We start from the raw sequence: 19,901 nt of genomic DNA on the forward strand, positions 1-19,901 counted from the left end.
CGTTCACCGTGCAGACTGTCCTGCATGCGACTCCCCCGACCCCGGCCTCCCCGACGGCTGCGCGGCCCCCGCAGCCTGGCCGGACAGCTCTTCGCGATGCAGGTCGTGCTGGTGGCGGTGGTCGTCATGGGCTGCGCGGTGTTCGCATATGTGAGCGCCGGCCGGCAGGCGGAGGAGACCGCGCGGCGGCAGGCGACCGCGGCGGCCACCGCCGTCGCCGACTCCCCGGCGGTCGTGGCGGCGGCCCGCACCAAGGACCCGACGGCCGCGCTCCAGCCGTACAGCGAACGGCTGCGGCGCGACGCGGGGGTCGACTTCGTGGTGATCATGTCCCCCCGGGGCATCCGCTGGACGCACCCCGAGCCGTCCGCGATCGGCAAGAAGTACTTCGGGCACATCGGCCCGGCGCTGCGCGGCGAGATCTTCCCCGAGACGCATCTGGGGGTGCTCGGACCGTCCGTACGGGTCGTCGCGCCGGTGCACGACCCCGGGCGCGGCAACCGGATCACGGCACTGGTCAGCTCCGGGATCACCATCAAGACGATCAGTGCGCAGCTGCGTGACCAGGTGCTGGCGCTGGTGGGCGTGGCCGCCGCCGCGCTGGCGCTCGGCGGTCTGGGCACGTATGTGATCAACGCCCGGCTGCGGCGGCACACCCACGGGATGAACGCCGGGGAACTCAGCCGGATGCACGACTACCACCAGGCCGCGCTGCACGCCGTACGCGAGGGGCTGCTGATGCTCGACGGGCGGCGCAGGGTCGCCCTGATCAACGACGGCGGGCGGGAGCTGCTGGGGCTGTCCGACGACGCGGTGGGCCGCCAGGTCACGGAGCTGGGACTGCCGGAGCCGCTGACCGAGGCGCTGCTGGCGCCCGGCCCGCGGGTCGACGAACTCCAGCTGACCAGCGAGCGGGTGCTGGTCGTCAACTCCGCGCCGGTCTCCGGCGGGGAGCGGCGCGGCAGTGTGGTGACCCTGCGCGATCACACCGAACTCCAGGCGCTCTCCGGGGAGTTGGACTCGGTACGCGGTGTCACCGAGGCGCTGCGCTCGCAGGCGCACGAGGCCGCCAACCGGCTGCACGCCGTGGTCTCGCTGATCGAACTGGGGCGCGCCGAGCAGGCCGTGGAGTTCGCCACCGCGGAGCTGGAGCTGGCGCAGGCGCTGACCGACCAGGTCGTCGGCGCGGTCGCCGAGCCGGTGCTGGCGGCGCTGCTGCTCGGCAAGGCGGCGCAGGCCAACGAGCGCGGTGTCGAACTGACGCTGACGCCCGACAGCCGGATCGATGACGGGCTGCTGCCGCGCGGTCTGCCGGCCCGCGATCTGGTCACCGTGCTGGGCAATCTCGTGGACAACGCCATCGACGCCGCCGCGCCGACCCCGGAGCGCGGCGCCATCGAGCCGCGGGTGCGGGTCACCGCACGGGCGGCCGGGGGCGAGCTGCTGCTGCGGGTGGCGGACACCGGGCCCGGGGTGGCCGCGGACGCCGCGGAGGAGATCTTCCGCCGGGGCTGGACCACCAAGCCGGGCACCACCGCGCCCGCCCGGGGCCGCGGGCTGGGCCTGGCCCTGGTCCAGCAGGCGGTACGCCGCAACGGCGGCACCGTCACCCTGGACCGGGCACCGGAGGGCGGCGCGCGGTTCACCGTACGGCTGCCGCTGCTGCGGGCGGGGGCGGCGAGATGAGCGGGGCGCCGCCCGTCGCGGACCGGCGGGCCGGGAGAGGGTGGGTCCGGTGATTCCCTCCGATATCCGGGTCCTCGTCGTCGAGGACGATCCGGTCGCGGCCGATGCGCATGCCCTGTACGTCGGGCGGGTGCCGGGCTTCACCGTCTCCGGCACCGTGCATTCCGGTGCCGGCGCCCGCCGCCACCTCGAACAGCACGCCGTCGATCTGCTGCTGCTCGACCTCTACCTGCCCGACGGCCACGGGCTCCAGTTGGTGCGTACGCTGCGCGCGGCCGGGCACACCGCCGACATCATCGCGGTCACCTCCGCCCGGGATCTGGCGATGGTGCGCGAGGGGGTCTCGCTCGGTGTGGTGCAGTACGTCCTCAAGCCGTTCACCTTCGCCACGCTGCGCGACCGGCTCACCCGCTACGCGGAGTTCCGGGCCGCGACCGGCGAGGCCAGCGGGCAGGACGAGGTGGACCGGGCGATCGCCGCGCTGCGCGCACCGCGTCCGGCCGCGCTGCCCAAGGGGCTGACCGCGGCCACCCTGCACGCCGTGACCACGGTGCTGCGGGACTCCGGGAGCGGGCTGACGGCCACCGAGGCGGCCGCCGATGTGGGCATCTCGCGGATCACCGCCCGCCGTTACCTCGAACATCTCGTGGAGAGCGGCCGGGCCGCCCGCGCCCCCCAGTACGGCCAGGTCGGCCGCCCGGAACTGCGCTATCGCTGGTCGGGCCACTGACCGCTGCTGAGGTCTCCCGTAAGCCGCTGGACGGACGGTCGTCCATCCAGAGAATGACGCCGGGGCGGGTGATGGCACTTCCGGCTGGTCCGGCTTTCGAGACCGTTGGGGGAGGACGCGCTGACCTGCGCCTTCAAGAATAGGAACGTCGAAAACTTCCGTTCCTTCTCCAGGAGTCCCCGTGTCCCACGCGGCCGCTTACCCGGGCTTCCCCGGTTCCCCCGCCTCCACCCGCGCCACCGCTGCCGTCGCCGCCCGCGCCACAGATCTCAGCAAGGTCTACGGCCAGGGGGAGACCCGTGTGGTCGCGCTGGACTCCGTCTCGGTCGAGTTCGCCAAGGGCCGGTTCACCGCCATCATGGGGCCCTCCGGCTCCGGCAAGTCGACGCTGATGCACTGCATGGCGGGGCTGGACACGATCTCCTCCGGCTCGGCCGTGATCGGCGATGTGGAGCTGGCGTCGCTGAAGGACAAGGAGCTGACGCGGCTGCGCCGGGACAAGATCGGCTTCATCTTCCAGGCGTTCAATCTGCTGCCGACGCTGACCGCGCAGGAGAACATCACGCTGCCGATGGACATCGCGGGCCGTAAGCCGGACCGGGAGTGGGTCGGCCGCGTCATCGAGACGGTCGGCCTGTCCGGGCGGCTGTCGCACCGGCCGGCCCAGCTCTCCGGCGGCCAGCAGCAGCGGGTGGCGGTCGCGCGGGCGCTGGCCGCCCAGCCGGAGATCATCTTCGCGGACGAGCCGACCGGCAACCTCGACTCCCGCTCGGGCGCCGAAGTGCTGGGCTTCCTGCGGGAGTCGGTGCGGGCGATGCAGCAGACGGTGGTGATGGTCACTCATGACCCGGTCGCCGCGGGCTATGCGGACCGGGTGGTCTTCCTCGCCGACGGTCACATCGTCGAGGAGCTGCACGAGCCGACCGCGGACACCGTCCTGGACCGGATGCGGCTCTTCGAAGCCAAGGGACGTACGAGCTGACGCCCGGCACCCCGCACCACCGCGCTCCCCGGCGCGCCGCCCTTCATCCCGAGCCACCGGACCAGGACTGACACCACCACCATGCTGCGAACCGCCCTGCGCAACGTGCTTGCGCACAAAGCCCGATTGATGATGACCGCGCTCGCGGTCCTGCTCGGCGTCGCCTTCGTCGCCGGCACCCTCATCTTCAGTGACACCATCAGCTCGGCCGTCAAGAAGGCGTCCGAGAAGAACCTCGACGGGGTGGCCGTCTCCGTCCAGGCCGAGGCCGCCGACAACTCCCCGGACGTCGGCAAGGACGGCAAGCGGACCACCCTTGTCGACGAAAAGCTGGCGGACAAAATCCGCGTACTGCCCGGCGTGCAGTCCGTACGCAGCAATGTCAACGGCACGGCCACCGTCGCCGGCCCGGACAATGTGCCGCTCGGCCACGACTGGCAGAACCTCGCCGCCAACTTCCAGCCGGACAAGGACGGTCACGACCCCCGCTACCCGCTGCTGAAGGGCCGCGGACCGGCCGCCGGCAACGAGATCGCGCTGGACGAGGCGACCGCGAAGGCGTCCGGCCGCAAGATCGGTGACACCGTGCGGCTCGCCACCGACGGCCCGGTGCTGACGAAGAAGCTGGTCGGCATCGTCTCCACCGACGACCCGCAGGTCACCGCGGGCGGCAGCCTGACGCTCTTCGACACCGCCACCGCGCAGAAGCTGTTCCTGCACCCCGGCCAGTTCGACGAGCTGGTGATCGGTGCCGCGCCCGGCGCCGATCAGCAGGCACTGACCGCCAAGGTCAGCGAGGTGCTGCCCAAGGACCGCGCCACGGCGACCAGCGGCACCGAACTCGCCGCCGAGCAGTCCAGGATGGTCGCCAGCCAGAACGAGGCCCTGACCCAGACACTGCTGACCTTTGCCGGGATCGCGCTGTTCGTCGGCGTCTTCATCATCGCCAACACCTTCACCATGCTGATCTCCCAGCGCAGCCGGGAGATCGCCCTGATGCGCGCGATCGGCGCCTCCCGCCGTCAGGTCGTGCGCTCGGTACTCGCGGAGGCGGCCCTGCTGGGCCTGATCTCGTCGGCCGTCGGATTCGCGCTGGGCACCGGCCTCGCGGTGGGCCTGCGGGCGGTGCTCGACGCCAATGGCGCGGGCTTCCCGGACGGACCGGTCGTCATCAGCCCGACCGCGGTGCTCTCCGCGCTCGGTGTGGGCGTCGTGGTGACCGTACTGGCCGCCTGGCTGCCGTCCCGCAAGGCGGCGAAGATCGCCCCGGTGGAGGCGCTCAACACCGTCGAGGCGCCGCCGGCCCTGCGCAGCCTGGTGCTCCGCAACTGCCTCGGCGCGGTCATCACCGGCCTCGGCATCGCGACCATGTGCTACGTCTCCACGCTGAAGGACGCCGACGACCTGCCGATCGCGATGGTGGGCGGAATGCTGACGCTGACCGGCGTCATCATCCTCGCGCCGATGCTGTCCCGACCGCTGGTCTCGCTGGCGGGCGTCGTCACCACCCGGCTCTTCGGCATCAGCGGCAAGCTGGCCAAGGAGAACACGCTGCGCAACCCCCGCCGTACGGCGGCGACCGCCTCGGCGCTGATGATCGGCCTCACCCTGATCACCGGTATGACGGTCGTCGGGAACTCGGCCGGGCAGGCCATGGACAAGATGACGGCCCAGGGCCTGAAGGCCGACTACAAGATCGGGGCCACGTCCTCCGGTCTGAACCCCGAGCTGTCGCAGAAGGTGGCGGACGTCCCGGGCGTCGAGGCGGCGGCTCCGCTGCGCAGTACGGGCTTCGAGACCCCGAATTCCACCATGGCCCTGATGGGCACCGACCTCGGCACGATCGGCAAGGTCACCCAACTGGACTTCATCAGCGGTTCGTTGAAGGGCGCCAGAGGCAACGACATCGCGGTCTCTCAGGAGATGGCCAAGATGAAGGGCTGGCAGACCGGCGACACCCTGGACGCCACCTTCTTCGACAAGAAGAAGGCGAAGCTCAAGATCGTCGGAATCTACGCGGACAACCAGCTGCTCGGCGACTCGATCGGCGCCACCTCGCTGGCGGCGCCGCACCAGCTCGTGCCGATGGTCGACACGCTGCTGGTGAAGGCCCAGGAGGGCCCGTCGGAGGAGCTGGCGAAGCAGATCCGGCACGCCCTCGGCGACAGCCCGCTGCTGAAGGTCCAGGACCACGCCGACCTGCGCAAGGAGAACGCCGCGAGCATCGACATGGTGCTCAACGTCTCCTACGGGCTGCTGGGCATGGCCGTCATCATCGCGGTGGTGGGCGTCGTCAACACCCTCGCCATGTCGGTCTTCGAGCGGACCCGTGAGATCGGGATGCTGCGGGCGATCGGCCTGGCCCGCAGCGGCATCAAGCAGATGGTCCGGCTGGAGTCGGTGGTCATCGCGCTGTTCGGCGCGGGCCTGGGCATCGCGGTGGGTGTCTTCTGCTCCTGGGCCGCCGGCAACCTGGTCAGCCAGGGCCTGCCGACCTACGAGCTGCTGCTGCCCTGGGGCCGGCTCGCGCTGTTCGTACTGATCGCGCTGGTCGTGGGCATGCTGGCCGCGTTGTGGCCGGCCCGCCGGGCGGCCCGGCTGAACATGCTGGAGGCCATCGGCGCCCAGTGACCCTCTGACCGCCACCCCCCACAAAGGCGGCGCGCCTGTCCTCGGCCGAGGACAGGCGCGCCGCCGCTGTTTTTCCGGGGGAGGACCGGGCCTCAGAAGACCGACTCGGCCTCGTCCATCCGCCAATCCGGCACCGTCTTGAGCTCGGTGACCGCCTCGGCCAGCGGCACCATGGTGATGTCGGTGCCGCGCAGTGCGGTCATCCTGCCGAAGTCGCCGCGGTGGGCGGCCTCGACGGCGTGCCAGCCGAAGCGGGTGGCGAGCACCCGGTCGTACGCGGTGGGGGTACCGCCGCGCTGGACATGGCCGAGAATGACCGGCCGGGCCTCCTTGCCGAGGCGCTTCTCCAGCTCGATGGCGAGGTGGTTGCCGATGCCGGAGAACCGCTCGTGACCGAACTGGTCGATCGCGCCCTTCTTGTAGTCCATGGTCTCTTCGGCGGGGTGGGCGCCCTCCGCGACACAGACGACCGCGAACTTCTTGCCCCGGGAGAACCGCTCCTCGACCATCGTGACCAGGTCGTCGACGTCGAAGGGGCGCTCGGGCAGACAGATGCCGTGGGCGCCGCCGGCCATCCCGGACTCCAGCGCGATCCAGCCCGCGTGCCGTCCCATCACCTCGACGACCATGACCCGCTGATGCGACTCCGCGGTGGTCTTCAGACGGTCGATCGCCTCGGTCGCGACGCCGACGGCGGTGTCGAAGCCGAAGGTGCGGTCGGTGGAGGAGATGTCGTTGTCGATGGTCTTGGGGACGCCGACGACCGGCATTCCGGCGTCCGCGAGCATCCGGGCGGCGGTGAGCGTGCCCTCGCCGCCGATCGGGATCAGCACGTCGATGCCGTAATCCTTGGAGAGATCCTTGGACTTCTCACATGCCTCGCGGAGGCGGTTGCGCTCCAGCCGGGACGAGCCGAGGATGGTGCCACCGCGGGCGAGGATGCCGCTGACGGCGTCCAGGTCGAGCTTGCGGAAGCGCCCTTCGAGCAGACCCTTGAAACCGTCCTCGAAACCGATGACCTCGTCACCGTGTCCGGTGAGGGCACGGTGGACAACAGACCGGATCACAGCGTTCAGACCAGGGCAGTCGCCGCCTGCGGTGAGGACTCCGATACGCATCGTGCTGTGTCTCCTGTGCTCGCTGTTGGTTCGTGTGAGCCGGTCCGATTGTTTCACGGGCGGCCCGGCCCTCCCCGCACACGGACCTTCCCCCTACTGTCCCCGCACCCGCGCCGCAAGGGAAACTGGGAGAGCGGCCTATCCAGAGCCGCAGGTATTGTCAAGAGGGGCAAGCCCACAATAACGGCTGAATTTGACCTTGCGACCAACGGAAATGGATCGGAGAGCACGCGTGACGCGCAGCGTGTACGTGACCGGTATCGACCGCGGCGACGGCCGCCAGGTCATCGAGCTGGGAGTCATGGAACTCCTCACCCGCCATGTCGACCGGGTCGGGGTGTTCCGCCCGCTGATGCACGACGACGGACCCGACCGGCTCTTCGATCTGCTGCGGGCCCGCTACCGGCTCACCCAGTCCCCCGACACCGTCTACGGCATCGGCTATACCGAGGCGGCCACCCTCCAGGCCGAGCGCGGCACCGACGAGCTGGTTTCCCGGCTCGTCGACCGCTTTCACGCCGTGGCCAGGGACTATGAGTACGTCCTGGTGCTCGGCTCGGACTACGCGGACACCAGCCTCCCCGCCGAGCTGGCGCTCAACGCCCGGCTCGCCAATGAATTCGGTGCCGCGGTGCTGCCCGTCGTCGGCGGCCAGGGCCAGGAGGCCGAGTCCGTCCGCGCCGAGGCCCGCAACGCCTACCAGGCGTACCACTCGCTGGGCTGCGATGTCGTCGCCATGGTCGTCAACCGGGTCGCCCCCGAGCACCGCGAGGCCATCGTCGAGCGGCTCTCCGCCCGGCTCCCGGTGCCCTGCTACGCGCTCCCCGAGGACGGCTCGCTCTCCGCGCCGACCGTCGGCCAGATCGTGCACACCCTCGGCGCCGAGGTGCTGCTGGGCGACGACTCGGGACTCGCCAGGGACGCCCGGGACTTCGTCTTCGGCGGCGCCATGCTGCCGACCTTCCTCAAGGCGCTCACCCCCGGCTGCCTCGTGGTGACCCCCGGGGACCGCGCCGACCTCGTCGTCGGCTCGCTCGCCGCGCACAGCGCCGGTGCCCCGCCGATCGCGGGGGTGCTGCTCACCCTCGACGAGCGGCCGGGACCGGACATCATGGCGCTGGCGGGCCGGCTCGCGCCCGGCACCCCGGTCGTCTCCGTACCGGGCGGCTCCTTCCCGACCGCGGGCGAGCTGTTCGCCATCGAGGGCAAGCTCAACGCCGCCTCCCCGCGCAAGGCGGAGACCGCGCTCGGCCTCTTCGAGCGGCATGTGGACACCGTGGAGCTGACCAACCGGATCTCCGTCGCGCGCTCCGGCCGGGTCACGCCGATGATGTTCGAGCACGAGCTGATCGAGCGCTCCCGCGCCGGCCGCCGCCGCGTGGTCCTCCCCGAGGGCGGAGAGGAGCGGGTGCTGCGCGCCGCCGATGTGCTGCTGCGCCGCGATGTCTGCGATCTGACGCTGCTGGGCGAGGAGGAGTCGATCCGCAAGCGCGCCGCCGACCTGGCCATCGACCTGGCCGGCGCGCAGATCATCGACCCGCAGACCTCCGGGCTGCGCGAGCGGTTCGCCGAGCGGTACGCGGCGCTGCGCGCCCACAAGGGCGTCAGCGTCGAGCTGGCCTACGACGTGGTCGCGGATGTCTCGTACTTCGGCACGCTGATGGTCCAGGAGGGCCTGGCCGACGGCATGGTCTCCGGCGCGGTGCACTCCACCGCCGCCACCATCCGGCCCGCCTTCGAGATCATCAAGACCAAGCCGGGCGCCCAGATCGTCTCGTCGGTCTTCTTCATGTGCCTGGCCGACCGGGTGCTGGTCTACGGCGACTGCGCGGTCAACCCGGACCCGGACGCCGAGCAGCTGGCGGACATCGCCATCCAGTCGGCCGCCACCGCCGCCCAGTTCGGCGTCGAGCCGCGGATCGCGATGCTGTCGTACTCGACCGGCACCTCCGGCTCCGGAGCGGATGTCGACAAGGTCCGCAAGGCCACCGAGATCGTCCGCGAGCTGCGCCCCGATCTGCTGGTCGAGGGCCCGATCCAGTACGACGCGGCGGTGGACGCGGCGGTCGCGCAGACCAAGCTGCCGGAGTCCGATGTCGCGGGCAAGGCCACCGTGCTGATCTTCCCGGACCTGAACACCGGCAACAACACCTACAAGGCCGTGCAGCGCTCGGCCGGTGCGGTCGCCGTCGGCCCGGTGCTCCAGGGGCTGCGCAAGCCGGTCAACGACCTCTCGCGCGGCGCCTTGGTGCAGGACATCGTCAACACCGTGGCGATCACCGCCGTCCAGGCCCAGGGCGCCCGTCCCGGCGCCGCACACACCGCCTGACCCAGGCCCCCCCACCCGTCTGCCCCACCCACCGGAAAGCGCTCCATGACTGCCACCGCCACCCGCGTCCTCGTCCTCAACTCCGGCTCCTCGTCGGTGAAGTACCAACTGCTCGACATGCGGGACGGGGCGCGGCTCGCCGTCGGCCTGGTCGAGCGGATCGGCGAAGAGACCTCGCGCCTGGCCCACACCCCGCTGGCCACCGGCGGCGACAAGCGCGAGACCGAAGGCCCGATAGCCGACCACCAGGCCGCGCTGAAGGCCGTCGCCGCGGAGCTGTCCGCCGACGGGCTCGGCCTCGACTCCCCCGAGCTGGCCGCGATCGGGCACCGGGTGGTGCACGGCGGGCTGAAGTTCACCGAGCCGACCGTGATCGACGACGCGGTGCTCCAGGAGATCGAGCGGCTGGTGCCGGTCGCCCCGCTGCACAACCCGGCGAACCTCACCGGCATCCGGACCGCGCGGGCGCTGCGCCCCGACCTGCCGCAGGTGGCGGTCTTCGACACCGCCTTCCACACCACGATGCCGGAGTACGCGGCCCGCTACGCCATCGACGTGGAGACCGCCGACGCGCACCGCATCCGCCGCTACGGCTTCCACGGCACCTCGCACGCCTATGTCTCCCGCAAGACCGCCGAACTGCTGGGCAAGGACCCCTCCGAGGTCAATGTCATCGTGCTCCACCTGGGCAACGGCGCCTCCGCCTCGGCGGTGGCCGGCGGCCGCTGTGTGGACACCTCGATGGGGCTCACCCCGCTGGAGGGCCTGGTCATGGGCACCCGCTCCGGCGATATCGACCCGGCGGTGACCTTCCACCTCAAGCGGGTCGCGGGGATGTCCGAGGACGATGTCGATGTGCTGCTCAACAAGAAGAGCGGGCTGGTCGGGCTGTGCGGCGACAACGACATGCGGGAGATCCGGCGCCGGATCGACGAGGGCGATGAGCGCGCCCGGCTCGCGTTCGACATCTACATCCACCGGCTGAAGAAGTACATCGGGGCCTACACCGCGGTGCTCGGCCGGGTCGACGCGGTGGCGTTCACCGCGGGCGTCGGGGAGAACGCCGCCCCGGTGCGCGCGGCCGCCCTCGCGGGCCTGGAGGAGATGGGTCTGGCCGTGGACGCCGACCGCAACGCCGTACGGTCCGGCGAGCCCCGGCTGATCTCCCCCGAGTACGCCCGGGTCGCGGCCGCCGTCGTCCCGACCGATGAGGAACTGGAGATCGCCCAGCAGACATACGCCCTGGTCAGCGCCTAGGACTCGGTGTTTCCACCTACCGAAATATTCCGCAGCTAAACAAACCGATAGGATTCTGCCCATGCGCCGTTCCAAAATCGTCTGCACCCTGGGCCCCGCCGTCGACTCCTTCGAGCAGCTGAAGACGCTGATCGAGGCCGGTATGAACGTGGCCCGTTTCAATATGAGCCACGGGACCCAGCCGGAGCACGAGGAGCGGTACCACCGCCTCCGCAAGGCCTCCGAGGAGACCGGCCGCGCCGTCGGTGTGCTGGCCGACCTCCAGGGCCCCAAGATCCGCCTGGAGACCTTCGCCGACGGCCCCGTGGAGCTGGTGCGGGGCGATGAGTTCGTCATCACCACCGAGGACGTGGCCGGTGACAAGACCATCTGCGGGACGACGTACAAGGGCCTGCCCGGCGATGTGTCCAAGGGCGACCCGATCCTGATCAACGACGGCAATGTCGCGCTCCAGGTCACCGAGGTCGACGGCCCGCGGGTGCGGACCATCGTCATCGAGGGCGGGGTCATCTCCGACCACAAGGGCATCAACCTGCCCGGCGCCGCGGTGAACGTCCCCGCGCTGTCCGGGAAGGACATCGAGGACCTCAAGTTCGCCCTGCGGATGGGCTGCGACATGGTCGCGCTGTCCTTCGTGCGGGACGCCAAGGACGTCCAGGACGTGCACCGCGTCATGGACGAGGTGGGCCGCCGGGTCCCGGTCATCGCCAAGGTCGAGAAGCCGCAGGCGGTCGCCAACATGCAGGAGGTCGTGATGGCCTTCGACGCCGTCATGGTCGCCCGTGGTGACCTGGCGGTGGAGTATCCGCTGGAGAAGGTCCCGATGGTGCAGAAGCGCCTGGTGGAGCTGTGCCGCAGGAACGCCAAGCCGGTGATCGTGGCGACCCAGATGATGGAGTCGATGATCACCAACTCCCGGCCGACCCGCGCCGAGGCGTCCGATGTCGCCAACGCCATCCTCGACGGCGCCGACGCGGTGATGCTCTCCGCCGAGTCGTCGGTGGGCCAGTACCCGATCGAGACCGTCAAGACGATGTCGAAGATCGTCGAGGCGGCCGAGGAGGAGCTGCTCTCCAAGGGCCTGCAGCCGCTGGTGCCCGGCAAGAAGCCGCGGACGCAGGGCGGTGCGGTGGCCCGCGCGGCCTGCGAGATGGCCGACTTCCTCAACGGCAAGGCCCTGGTGGCCTTCACCAAGTCCGGTGACACCGCCCGCCGGCTCTCCCGCTACCGCGCGGCCCAGCCGATCCTGGCCTTCACCACCGAGGCGTCCACCCGCAACCAGCTCACGCTGAGCTGGGGCGTCGACGCCTTCATCGTGCCGCACGCCGACAACACCGACGCGATGGTCGACCTGGTGGACGCCGAGCTGCTCAAGCTCCAGCGCTACAGCAAGGGCGACACCATGCTCATCACCGCCGGTTCGCCCCCCGGCGTCCCCGGCACCACCAACATGGTCCGGGTGCACCACCTCGGCGGCGAGCAGGTCTGACGCACCGGCGCACGAAAAGGCGGTGGGCCGCCCCCTGTGGGGGGTGACCCACCGCCTTTTCCGCGGCTCCCGAACGGGCCGGTGGCCCGGGGCATTCCTCAGGTCATGAACTGGTGCAGACCCGGGACGTGGAGGTTGCCGCCGAACTGGCCCGCCTGGTCGATCTTCACCTTGGTGAAGTACGCGAACGGGACGTTGAGCGGCGGCGGGTGCTCGGGGTCGAAGACGATCGGGATCAGCCCGAAGAGGTTGCCCTCCAGCCGCTCGGTGTACATGGTCACCTTGCCGCCGCGGATCGTGGACGTGGATCCCTGGGACGCCTGGACGTGGTACTTCTTGCCGGACGCCCGGTCGTCGACGGTCTGGTGCAGATCGCCGATGTCGACGCTGTCGGCGGTGAACTTCAGGGCCTGCTTGGTGTGACCGTTCTGGGTCTTGACGTTGACGACGCCCTCGTAGTTCAGACCGCGCAGGGTGAGCGCGCTGGACTCCAGGTGCCAGGGGTCGTCGGGCAGGGTGGCGGGCGTCTGTTCGTCGTCGCCCTTCTGCTTGTTCTCGACGACGCAGGGGTACGCCTTCTTGCCGTCGGCGTCCTTGCCGTCGAGACCGCCGCCGGGCAGGGCGTTGTCCGCCGCGCCCACGGCGCCGTGGACGGTGTCGTTGACCGTCTTGGACCCGTCCTTGGCGGCGCCGTCCTTGAGACCGTCGACGGTGTCCTCGACCGGCTTGGTGACCTTGTCCGCGGCGGACCCGGCGTCCTTCGAGGCGGACGGCGAGGGGCTCGGGGAGGCCGTGCCGGACGCGGAGGGGCTCGGCGAGGCGGCCGTCTCCTCGTCCTTGTCGTCGTCCTTGTCCCCGCCCAGGAGGCCGCCGAGCGCATCCCCGATGCCGCCCAGGATGCCGCCGTCGTCCTTCTTGTCGTCCTCGCCCTCGGAGGCCGACGGCGACGGGGTCGCGGAGCCCGCGGGCTCATCGGGCTTCGCGGAACCGGACGGCTCGGACCCGGGCTTGTTGTCCGTGTCCTCGCCGGCCGAGGGGGACGGCGAGGCAGAGGACTCGCCGGACGGCTTGGTCTCGTCCTTGCCCTCGTCCTTGCCGTCCTTCGCACCGTCCTTCTGCTCCACCTTGTCCGGAGCAGTGACGCACGGGCCGTCCTTGAAGGGGCTCTTGGGAGGCGCGGGCTTGGCTATCGCCATCTGTGGCGTCAGCCCCATCCCCATGAGCACGGCGGACGGCATGGCGGCGATGGCTATCGCCTTGCCCGCGGGCACATGGAACCGAGTCAGCAGGGGCTTTCTCGGCGCCGCGTGCCTGGGGCCGTTTCTCGCCCCGGCAGCTGCGCTCTCGTGCAGCTCGTCACCCGGCACGGTGCCTCCCGTTCGTTCCGTTGGTCGGGCTCGTTCCTGACAGGTCGTCCAGTCCATCGCCCAACCCCGGACCGCCGGCAGGCGCCGGGTGCGTGGCGACCACCGGTCCGGCGACCGTCTCGCGGCCCCGCTCCCCGTCGTCGCTCGCGCCCTGAGTGGCCTTGCCCGGCGCCCAGGAGACACCGAGCGCACCGCCGATCAGCCCCAGAAGGAAGCCGATCAGAAAGGCGCCGAAGTTCGAGACGACCAGGGAGACCAGGGAGAGCAGAATCGCCGCCACACCCGCGAAGACACGCGAGGCGGGCTGGAACCACATGGTCAGACCGAGTACGACCAGCAGTACGCCGATGATCAGCGAGCCGGCGCCGGCGGTGGTCGCCATGCGGACGGTCAGGGAACCGATCGTGAGATTCGCGTAAGGGATGTACATGATCGGGATGCCGGCCAGCAGAGTCAGCATGCCGCCCCAGAACGGGCGGTGTCCGCGCCACTCCCGGAACGAAATCCGCTTCCGGCCGATGGTCTCGATCAGCCGTGGTCGCGTTTCGGCGCTCATGTCGTACAGCTCCTCGGGACTGGCAAATCGGTGGTTCTGTGCTGAGTGTCCTACTGAGCTACCCGCGTACGGGCACGGGGAACGGCCTGGGCCGCTACAGCTCGCCCCGCGCCCGCACGCTCAGTGCGTCAGTAGCACTCGCTCTTGCCCTTGGCGACGCTCATCTTGAGGCCGCTGAGCTTGAACGTGCCGGCCGTCGTGGCCCAGGCCGTCTGCTTGACGTGGGTCAGCGTGGCCGAGTCGGCCTGCTGGGCGAACGAGCCGGGGTCGGCCTTGTCGCCCTTGTGCATGCCCGGACCCTTGGTCGTCGAGCCCGCAGCAACACCGATGTCGATGTTGTTGAAGGTCGCGTCCGCGGACAGCTGGTCCAGGTCGATGTAGAGGTTCTTCGCCTCGACAGGCGTGTCACCGCCACCGGCCGACAGCTTCATCGACACATCGCCGAAGACCGGGACCGGAACGACTACCGACTGGCACAGGTTCTTGATCTTGGCGTTCGAGAACCCCGAGACCGCCACCGGGACCTGCTTGCCGCCCTTCTGGGCGTCAATGGCTCCGTACTGAACGAATCCGGTGCCGTCCAGGCGGTCGGTAGCGACCTTGAACTGCTGGCCGGACACACTGAACGATGCCGCGAGCGCACCCTGCGAGAGGGCGACACCGATCGCGGCGGTCGCCGCGACGCTCGGCACCATGACGACGGCGAACCGCTTCCATCTGGTCCCGCCACGAGCCAGGGACTCCATGACTTTCCTCCTTCTCGGACGTACATCTCCGGTACCTGCCGCCCGAGTTGGGCCGGCGCTACCTGGGATGGGAGAAGTGCTACGTCCTCGGGAAGGAGAGCGCCTGTCTCGGAGGCACATCGTGTTCCGAACACCGGCGATCACCCCCGAGCGACAACCACTGGCCACGCTCTCGCGCAACCTCCTGGACAGGCCCTGCCGGGTGGGGCAGAGACCCCCCTGTCCACGGTCGGCGCCACTGCCGCCGACCACTCGGTGGGGACCCAAGTACCCCGCGACACCGGCCGGATGCCGGGCTGCGGGAATGGACCGAGCGTGGCCGATCGTGGTCCATTCACGGCCGCCGCACAAGGGGCTCGTTACTTGCGGGTAACGGCACGATAAACACGCCGACACCGGGCGAGATCAACTGGACACACACCGTCGTCACTAACAGCGAGAGGACATACGGCAATTGCGGACACAGTGCCGCAAGAGGGCCGCTCAGACTTACTTGAAGTAACAGCGGCCACGTTTACCAAGTTTTGGTAAAACGTGGCCGCTACTCCGTTTGTTTGGTCAACTCGCGGAGGCCGTACTGGTCACAACCGGGCGAGTCAGCAGACAGCGGGTCAGAACAGCACCCGGGCCAGCGCCGTACGGGCCGCCGTCACCCGCGGGTCGTCCGCGCCGATGACCTCGAAGAGCTCCAGCAGCCGCACCCGCGCGGCCTCCCGGTCGGCGCCCGCGTTCCGCTTCACCGCGTCGATCAGCCGCCCGAAGGCGTCCTCGACATGACCGCCGACCAGATCGAGGTCCGCGGCACGGATCTGCGCCGGCACATCGGCCGGGTTCTCCGCGGCCTCCTTGCGCACCGCCTGCGGATCCAGATCCTGCACCCGGTGCAGCAGTTCGGCCTGCGCCAGACCGAGCTTGGCCTCCGGGTTGGCCGGGTCGTCGGAGAGCACGTTCTTGTACGCCTGGATGGCACCGCCCAGATCGCCGGAGTCCAGCGCCTGGTTCGCGGCCTCCAGCAGGGCGTCATAGGGACCGGCCGGCACCGGGGCCTCGGCCTCCGGCTGCTCGTCCGCGCCCTGCGCGTCGACCGGCGCCCCCACGATCCCGAACTGCTGCTCCGCGGCCCGCACCAGCTCGTCGAGCACCTGGCGGATCTGCGACTCGGGGGCCGCGCCCTGGAACAGCGGGATGGGCTGACCGGCCACCACCGCGAACACCGCCGGGATGCCCTGCACCCCGAACTGCTGGAACAGCATCTGGTTGGCATCGACGTCGATCTTGGCCAGCACGAACTTGCCGGCGTACTCCCCCGCGAGCCGCTCCAGCAGCGGACCGAGCTGCTTGCACGGCTCGCACCACTCGGCCCAGAAGTCGATGACAACCGGAACCTCGGTGGAGCGCTGCAGGACGTCCTGCTGGAACCCCGCCTCGTCGACGTCGAACACCAGGCGGGCACCGCTCGTCGGCGCCCGGCCCGTACGGGCGGCCTCGGCGCGTGCCTGCTCCGCCTTCTGCTTCGCTTCCCCGGCCGCCTTCACCGCTGCGAGGTCGACGACTCCACTCATGGACATATTGCGTGGCTGCATGGGTCCATCCTCCCCCCTGGGCGGCCCGTTCCGAAAAGCGATCCGGAAAGCGGGGCGGTCGGCGATCTGATCGGTACTGCGGTCGGTGCTGCGGAAGGCCGCTCCGGCGCCGCCGCCGGACCTTTCGCCGGGCCCGCGCCCCGTCCGCACACCCCGCCGGAATGCCGGTGTGCGTCCGGGGATCACTGCCCATCCGGCCCCGAGGAGGACCGTGCTCACGGCCCCGAGGAGGGCCGTCGTGCGCGGCCATGGGTCCCCACCCACGGCCAGTGGTTATCGCTCTTACGCTACGACCCGTAGCGTAACTCCCCCGCGCCCCTGAGCCACCACCGCTTCCGGCCCCGCACGGAGTGATCTCGCTCACGGTGCGCACCGGTCGTCCCCGTACTGCCCGGTATGGTCGCCCGCATGCACCACTCCGCCAGCCCCCGCAAGGGCCGCACGGGCCGCCCCCGCAGCGCCGAGACCGACCGGGCGATCCTCTGCGCGACCCGTGCGGCGCTCGTCGACCTGGGCTGGGGGCGGCTGACCATGAGCGATGTGGCGGCCCGCGCCGGTGTGGCCAAGACGACGCTCTACCGCCGCTGGGCCAACAAGAACGAGCTCGTCGTGGACGCCGTGGCGGTCCTCTTCGACGAGCTCGAACTCCCCGACCGGGGCTCTCTGCGGGCCGATATCGAGGGTGTGGTGCTGCAGTTCGGCGCGCTGCTGGCGCGGCCGGAGACCAAGACGGCGCTGATGGCCGTGGTCGCCGAGTCCACCACCGACGGGGCGCTGCGCGAGCGGATCCGCTCGGCGATCGTCGACCGCCAGAAGCGGCTGGTCCTGCTCGGCCGCTCGCGCGCCCAGGCCCGTGGTGAGCTGCCCCCGGACACCACCGGCGAGGAGGGCGAGCGGGCCGCGACCCGCAACATGGACCTGATCTTCGATGTGATCGCCGGTGCGATCGTGCACCGCACCCTGGTCAGCGGCGAGCCCGTGGACGCCGCGTGGGGGCGGGACTTCACGGCGCTGTTCCTCGGCGGCCTGGGCGGCCTGGACAGCCAGGGCTGAGGCCGGGCGCCGCGCCGCGGTGCGGCGGCGGACACCCGGCCCCGATGCAGGCCCCGGTGCAGGGGCTGGTCAGACCTGGTAGCGGTCCGCCGCGAAGAGGTGCAGATGCTCCGCCACCCACTCCGAGGTCCACTTCAGGCCCTGCTCCAGCGAGACCGCCGGCTGCCATGAAGCCCACTCCCGCGCCCGGGAGTTGTCCGACAGCAGCCGCTCGACCTCGCTGCCGGACGGGCGCAGCCGCGCGGCGTCCACCACCACCTCGGCCTCCCGCCCGGACGCCGCGATCAGCGCCTCGGCGAGCGCGCCGATCGCGATCTCCCGCCCGGTGCCGAGGTTGACGACCTCACCCAGCGCCCGGTCGCAGTCGGCTATCGCCAGGAACCCGGCAGCGGTGTCCGTGACATAGGTGAAATCGCGGGTCGGGGTGAGCGAGCCGAGCTTGATCTGCCGGGCGCCGGAGTGGAGTTGGGCCAGGATCGTGGGGATCACGGCCCGCGCCGACTGCCGCGGCCCATAGGTGTTGAACGGCCGCACCACGGTCACCGGCAGCTCGAAGGCGTGCCGGTGCGACAGCGCCATCATGTCCGCGCCGATCTTCGAGGCGGAGTACGGCGACTGCGGCTGGAGGGGATGGTCCTCGCTGATCGGCGCGGTCAGCGCCGTCCCGTACACCTCGCTGGTGGAGGTGTGCACCAGACGGCGCACGGCATGGCGACGGCTGGCCTCCGCGACGTTCTCCGTCCCCACCACGTTCGTCTGCACATACGCGCCCGGGGAGTCATAGCTGTACGGAATCCCGATCAGCGCGGCCAGATGGAAGACGGTGTCGCAGCCGGCGACCGCGTCCATCACCCGGCCCGCGTCCCGGACATCGCCCGCGATCATCTCGACGGGACCGCCCGGCACGAAATAGCGCGCCAGATTTCCCTTTTCGCCGTACGGCTTGTAATGGACGAACGCGCGCACCTCGGCGCCGGCCTCCACCAGCAGGTCGACCAGGGTCGAGCCGATGAACCCCTCGGCCCCGGTGACCAGGACCTTGCGGCCCGTCCACTGCTGCGTGCTGTTGCTGTTGTTGCTGCTGCTGCTGCTCATGCTGACTCCTTCATCGTGGGGTGCGTGGGGTGCGGGTGTGCGGGGTGCGGGTGTGCGGGATACAGGGGCGCGGGGTGGGGCTCCGCGGGATGGGACTGCGCGGGGTCCTGGTGGCCGGCCAGCGCCAGCACCTTGGCGGCCAGCAGGTCGGCGGCGCGGGCGTGGGTGCCGGGGTCGGCGGCCGCGCCCATCGCGGCGAGCCGGCCGGGATCGTCGAGCAGCGGCGCGACCAGGGCGTCCAGCCGCTCGGCCGAGGTCTGTGCGTCGGGCAGCAGCAGCGCCGCCCCGGCGTCGGAGAGCACCCGCGCGTTATGGGTCTGGTGGTCGCCCGGCGCGTACGGATACGGGACGAGGACGGCCGGCATCCCGATCGTGGCCAGCTCCGCCACGGTCGCCGAACCGGCCCGGCACACCACGAGATCCGCGGCCGCATAGGCCAGATCCATCCGGTCGAGGTACGGCACGGCCTCGGCGACCGCCGCGCCCCCGTTGGCGGCCAGCAGCGCCCGGGTCTCCTCCAGGGCCGCGGGCCCGGTCTTGATCAGCAGCCGGAGATCCGTACGCGACCGGTAGCGCCCGGCCAGCCCCACCGCCGCCTCGGTCAGCCGGGCGGCGCCCAGGCTGCCGCCGTTGACCAGCAGCAGCCGCGCCTCGTCCGGAACGCCGAACGCCCGGCGGGCGGTGGGGCGCAGCCGCTCGCGGTCCAGGTCGGCCAGCGGGCCGACCAGCGGCATGCCCACCGTCTCGGCCCGCTCACCGCCCGCCAGATGCTCCCGGCTGCGGTCGAAGGCGAGGGCGAGATGCGGGGTGAGCCGGGCCGCGAACTTATTGGCCCGGCCGGGCACCGCGTTGGACTCATGGATCACGCTCGGCAGCCCGGCCAGCCGCGCCCCGACGATCACCGGGGCGCTCGGATAACCGCCCATACCGACCGCGACCTGGGCTTTCTGTTCCTTGAGGATCGCCCGGCACTGGCCGCCCGAGCGCAGCAGCGCGGCCGGCAGCAGATAGCGTCGGGCGCCTAGCGCGGGATCGAAGGGGATCATGTCAACGGTGTGCAGCCGGTATCCGGCCTGCGGGATCAGCCGCGTCTCCAGGCCGCGTTCGGTCCCGACGAAGGAGATCACCGCCTCGGGCACGGCCCGGCGGAGCGCGTCGGCGAGCGCGAGTCCGGGATAGATATGACCGCCGGTGCCGCCCGCACCGATCACGACAGAGAGTGGTGTGCGCATGGCCGCCACGCTCGCGATACGCCCTAAGAAGCTTCTAAGAGAGGTGT

Annotated in this window: 15 protein-coding genes; 8 read left to right on the forward strand and 7 right to left on the reverse strand. The window is 70.8% G+C overall.

Translation table 11 applies throughout. The features are described 5' to 3' along the window. Positions 1–24 precede the first annotated feature (24 nt). The 4 genes from STRTU_RS10595 to STRTU_RS10610 all read left to right on the forward strand — a co-directional run bounded on the left by STRTU_RS10595 (position 25) and on the right by STRTU_RS10610 (position 6,029). The gene (locus tag STRTU_RS10595) at positions 25–1,686 is read left to right on the forward strand and encodes a sensor histidine kinase (RefSeq protein WP_159743310.1); all 1,662 of its coding nucleotides are present in this window, start codon (positions 25–27) and stop codon (positions 1,684–1,686) included. A gap of 49 nt (positions 1,687–1,735) precedes the next feature. After that, positions 1,736–2,416 (forward strand): response regulator, encoded by a 681-nt coding sequence (locus STRTU_RS10600; RefSeq protein WP_159743311.1) that lies wholly within the window; start codon positions 1,736–1,738, stop codon positions 2,414–2,416. Between the two features lie 181 nt (positions 2,417–2,597). After that, the gene (locus tag STRTU_RS10605) at positions 2,598–3,398 is read left to right on the forward strand and encodes an ABC transporter ATP-binding protein (RefSeq protein ID WP_159743312.1); all 801 of its coding nucleotides are present in this window, start codon (positions 2,598–2,600) and stop codon (positions 3,396–3,398) included. Positions 3,399–3,479: 81 nt separating this feature from the next. Further along, positions 3,480–6,029, forward strand: a complete 2,550-nt coding sequence (locus STRTU_RS10610; RefSeq protein WP_159743313.1) for an ABC transporter permease — start codon at positions 3,480–3,482, stop codon at positions 6,027–6,029. Positions 6,030–6,121: 92 nt separating this feature from the next. Here STRTU_RS10610 and STRTU_RS10615 read toward each other — a convergent pair whose 3' ends face one another. Further along, positions 6,122–7,147, reverse strand: a complete 1,026-nt coding sequence (locus STRTU_RS10615; protein WP_159743314.1) for an ATP-dependent 6-phosphofructokinase — start codon at positions 7,145–7,147, stop codon at positions 6,122–6,124. 232 nt (positions 7,148–7,379) lie between these two features. On the opposite strand from STRTU_RS10615, the gene pta reads away from it, so the two are divergent. The 3 genes from pta to pyk all read left to right on the forward strand — a co-directional run bounded on the left by pta (position 7,380) and on the right by pyk (position 12,222). Continuing rightward, entirely contained in the window at positions 7,380–9,476 is a 2,097-nt protein-coding gene (pta, locus tag STRTU_RS10620) for a phosphate acetyltransferase (RefSeq protein WP_159743315.1), read from the forward strand. Positions 9,477–9,521: 45 nt separating this feature from the next. Further along, a complete protein-coding gene (locus STRTU_RS10625) occupies positions 9,522–10,733 on the forward strand; it encodes an acetate kinase (RefSeq protein ID WP_159743316.1) in 1,212 nt (403 codons plus the stop codon). A gap of 61 nt (positions 10,734–10,794) precedes the next feature. After that, positions 10,795–12,222 (forward strand): pyruvate kinase, encoded by a 1,428-nt coding sequence (gene pyk, locus STRTU_RS10630; RefSeq protein ID WP_159743317.1) that lies wholly within the window; start codon positions 10,795–10,797, stop codon positions 12,220–12,222. A 98-nt stretch (positions 12,223–12,320) separates the two neighbouring features. Here the strand turns inward: pyk and STRTU_RS10635 are convergent, their stop codons facing one another. From STRTU_RS10635 to STRTU_RS10650, 4 genes are all read right to left on the reverse strand, one after another. Then, entirely contained in the window at positions 12,321–13,589 is a 1,269-nt protein-coding gene (locus tag STRTU_RS10635) for a hypothetical protein (protein ID WP_159743318.1), read from the reverse strand. Further along, positions 13,579–14,145, reverse strand: coding sequence for a DUF6114 domain-containing protein (locus STRTU_RS10640; protein WP_159743319.1), 567 nt, complete (start codon positions 14,143–14,145; stop codon positions 13,579–13,581). The genes STRTU_RS10635 and STRTU_RS10640 overlap by 11 nt, the downstream gene beginning before the upstream one ends. 128 nt (positions 14,146–14,273) lie before the next feature. Then, positions 14,274–14,891 carry a DUF6230 family protein gene (locus STRTU_RS10645; protein ID WP_006603038.1) on the reverse strand — a complete coding sequence of 206 codons (618 nt, stop codon included), beginning with the start codon at positions 14,889–14,891 and terminating at the stop codon, positions 14,274–14,276. Between the two features lie 611 nt (positions 14,892–15,502). Then, the gene (locus STRTU_RS10650) at positions 15,503–16,474 is read right to left on the reverse strand and encodes a tetratricopeptide repeat protein (RefSeq protein WP_159743320.1); all 972 of its coding nucleotides are present in this window, start codon (positions 16,472–16,474) and stop codon (positions 15,503–15,505) included. 408 nt (positions 16,475–16,882) lie between these two features. On the opposite strand from STRTU_RS10650, the gene STRTU_RS10655 reads away from it, so the two are divergent. Further along, positions 16,883–17,527 (forward strand): TetR/AcrR family transcriptional regulator, encoded by a 645-nt coding sequence (locus STRTU_RS10655; RefSeq protein WP_159743321.1) that lies wholly within the window; start codon positions 16,883–16,885, stop codon positions 17,525–17,527. Positions 17,528–17,596: 69 nt separating this feature from the next. On the opposite strand, the gene STRTU_RS10660 is transcribed toward STRTU_RS10655, so the two are convergent. Both STRTU_RS10660 and STRTU_RS10665 read right to left on the reverse strand, forming a co-directional pair. After that, entirely contained in the window at positions 17,597–18,622 is a 1,026-nt protein-coding gene (locus STRTU_RS10660) for a GDP-mannose 4,6-dehydratase (protein WP_159743322.1), read from the reverse strand. Continuing rightward, the gene (locus STRTU_RS10665) at positions 18,619–19,854 is read right to left on the reverse strand and encodes a UDP-N-acetylglucosamine--N-acetylmuramyl-(pentapeptide) pyrophosphoryl-undecaprenol N-acetylglucosamine transferase (protein WP_159743323.1); all 1,236 of its coding nucleotides are present in this window, start codon (positions 19,852–19,854) and stop codon (positions 18,619–18,621) included. Before STRTU_RS10665 ends, STRTU_RS10660 begins: the two co-directional genes overlap by 4 nt. Positions 19,855–19,901: the final 47 nt, after the last annotated feature.

Origin of the sequence: Streptomyces tubercidicus (assembly GCF_027497495.1) — a bacterium.
Taxonomy (GTDB): Bacteria; Actinomycetota; Actinomycetes; order Streptomycetales; family Streptomycetaceae; genus Streptomyces; species Streptomyces tubercidicus.

What these genes read in the sequence shown, in the direction of transcription:
- STRTU_RS10645 (WP_006603038.1), bottom strand. Translation starts at nt 14,891, where the DNA reads ATGGAGTCCCTGGCTCGTGGCGGGACCAGATGGAAGCGGTTCGCCGTC.
- STRTU_RS10625 (WP_159743316.1), top strand. Translation starts at nt 9,522, where the DNA reads ATGACTGCCACCGCCACCCGCGTCCTCGTCCTCAACTCCGGCTCCTCG.
- STRTU_RS10640 (WP_159743319.1), bottom strand. Translation starts at nt 14,145, where the DNA reads ATGAGCGCCGAAACGCGACCACGGCTGATCGAGACCATCGGCCGGAAG.
- STRTU_RS10615 (WP_159743314.1), bottom strand. Translation starts at nt 7,147, where the DNA reads ATGCGTATCGGAGTCCTCACCGCAGGCGGCGACTGCCCTGGTCTGAAC.
- STRTU_RS10660 (WP_159743322.1), bottom strand. Translation starts at nt 18,622, where the DNA reads ATGAGCAGCAGCAGCAGCAACAACAGCAACAGCACGCAGCAGTGGACG.
- STRTU_RS10610 (WP_159743313.1), top strand. Translation starts at nt 3,480, where the DNA reads ATGCTGCGAACCGCCCTGCGCAACGTGCTTGCGCACAAAGCCCGATTG.
- STRTU_RS10595 (WP_159743310.1), top strand. Translation starts at nt 25, where the DNA reads ATGCGACTCCCCCGACCCCGGCCTCCCCGACGGCTGCGCGGCCCCCGC.
- STRTU_RS10665 (WP_159743323.1), bottom strand. Translation starts at nt 19,854, where the DNA reads ATGCGCACACCACTCTCTGTCGTGATCGGTGCGGGCGGCACCGGCGGT.
- pyk (WP_159743317.1), top strand. Translation starts at nt 10,795, where the DNA reads ATGCGCCGTTCCAAAATCGTCTGCACCCTGGGCCCCGCCGTCGACTCC.
- STRTU_RS10655 (WP_159743321.1), top strand. Translation starts at nt 16,883, where the DNA reads ATGCACCACTCCGCCAGCCCCCGCAAGGGCCGCACGGGCCGCCCCCGC.
- STRTU_RS10650 (WP_159743320.1), bottom strand. Translation starts at nt 16,474, where the DNA reads ATGCAGCCACGCAATATGTCCATGAGTGGAGTCGTCGACCTCGCAGCG.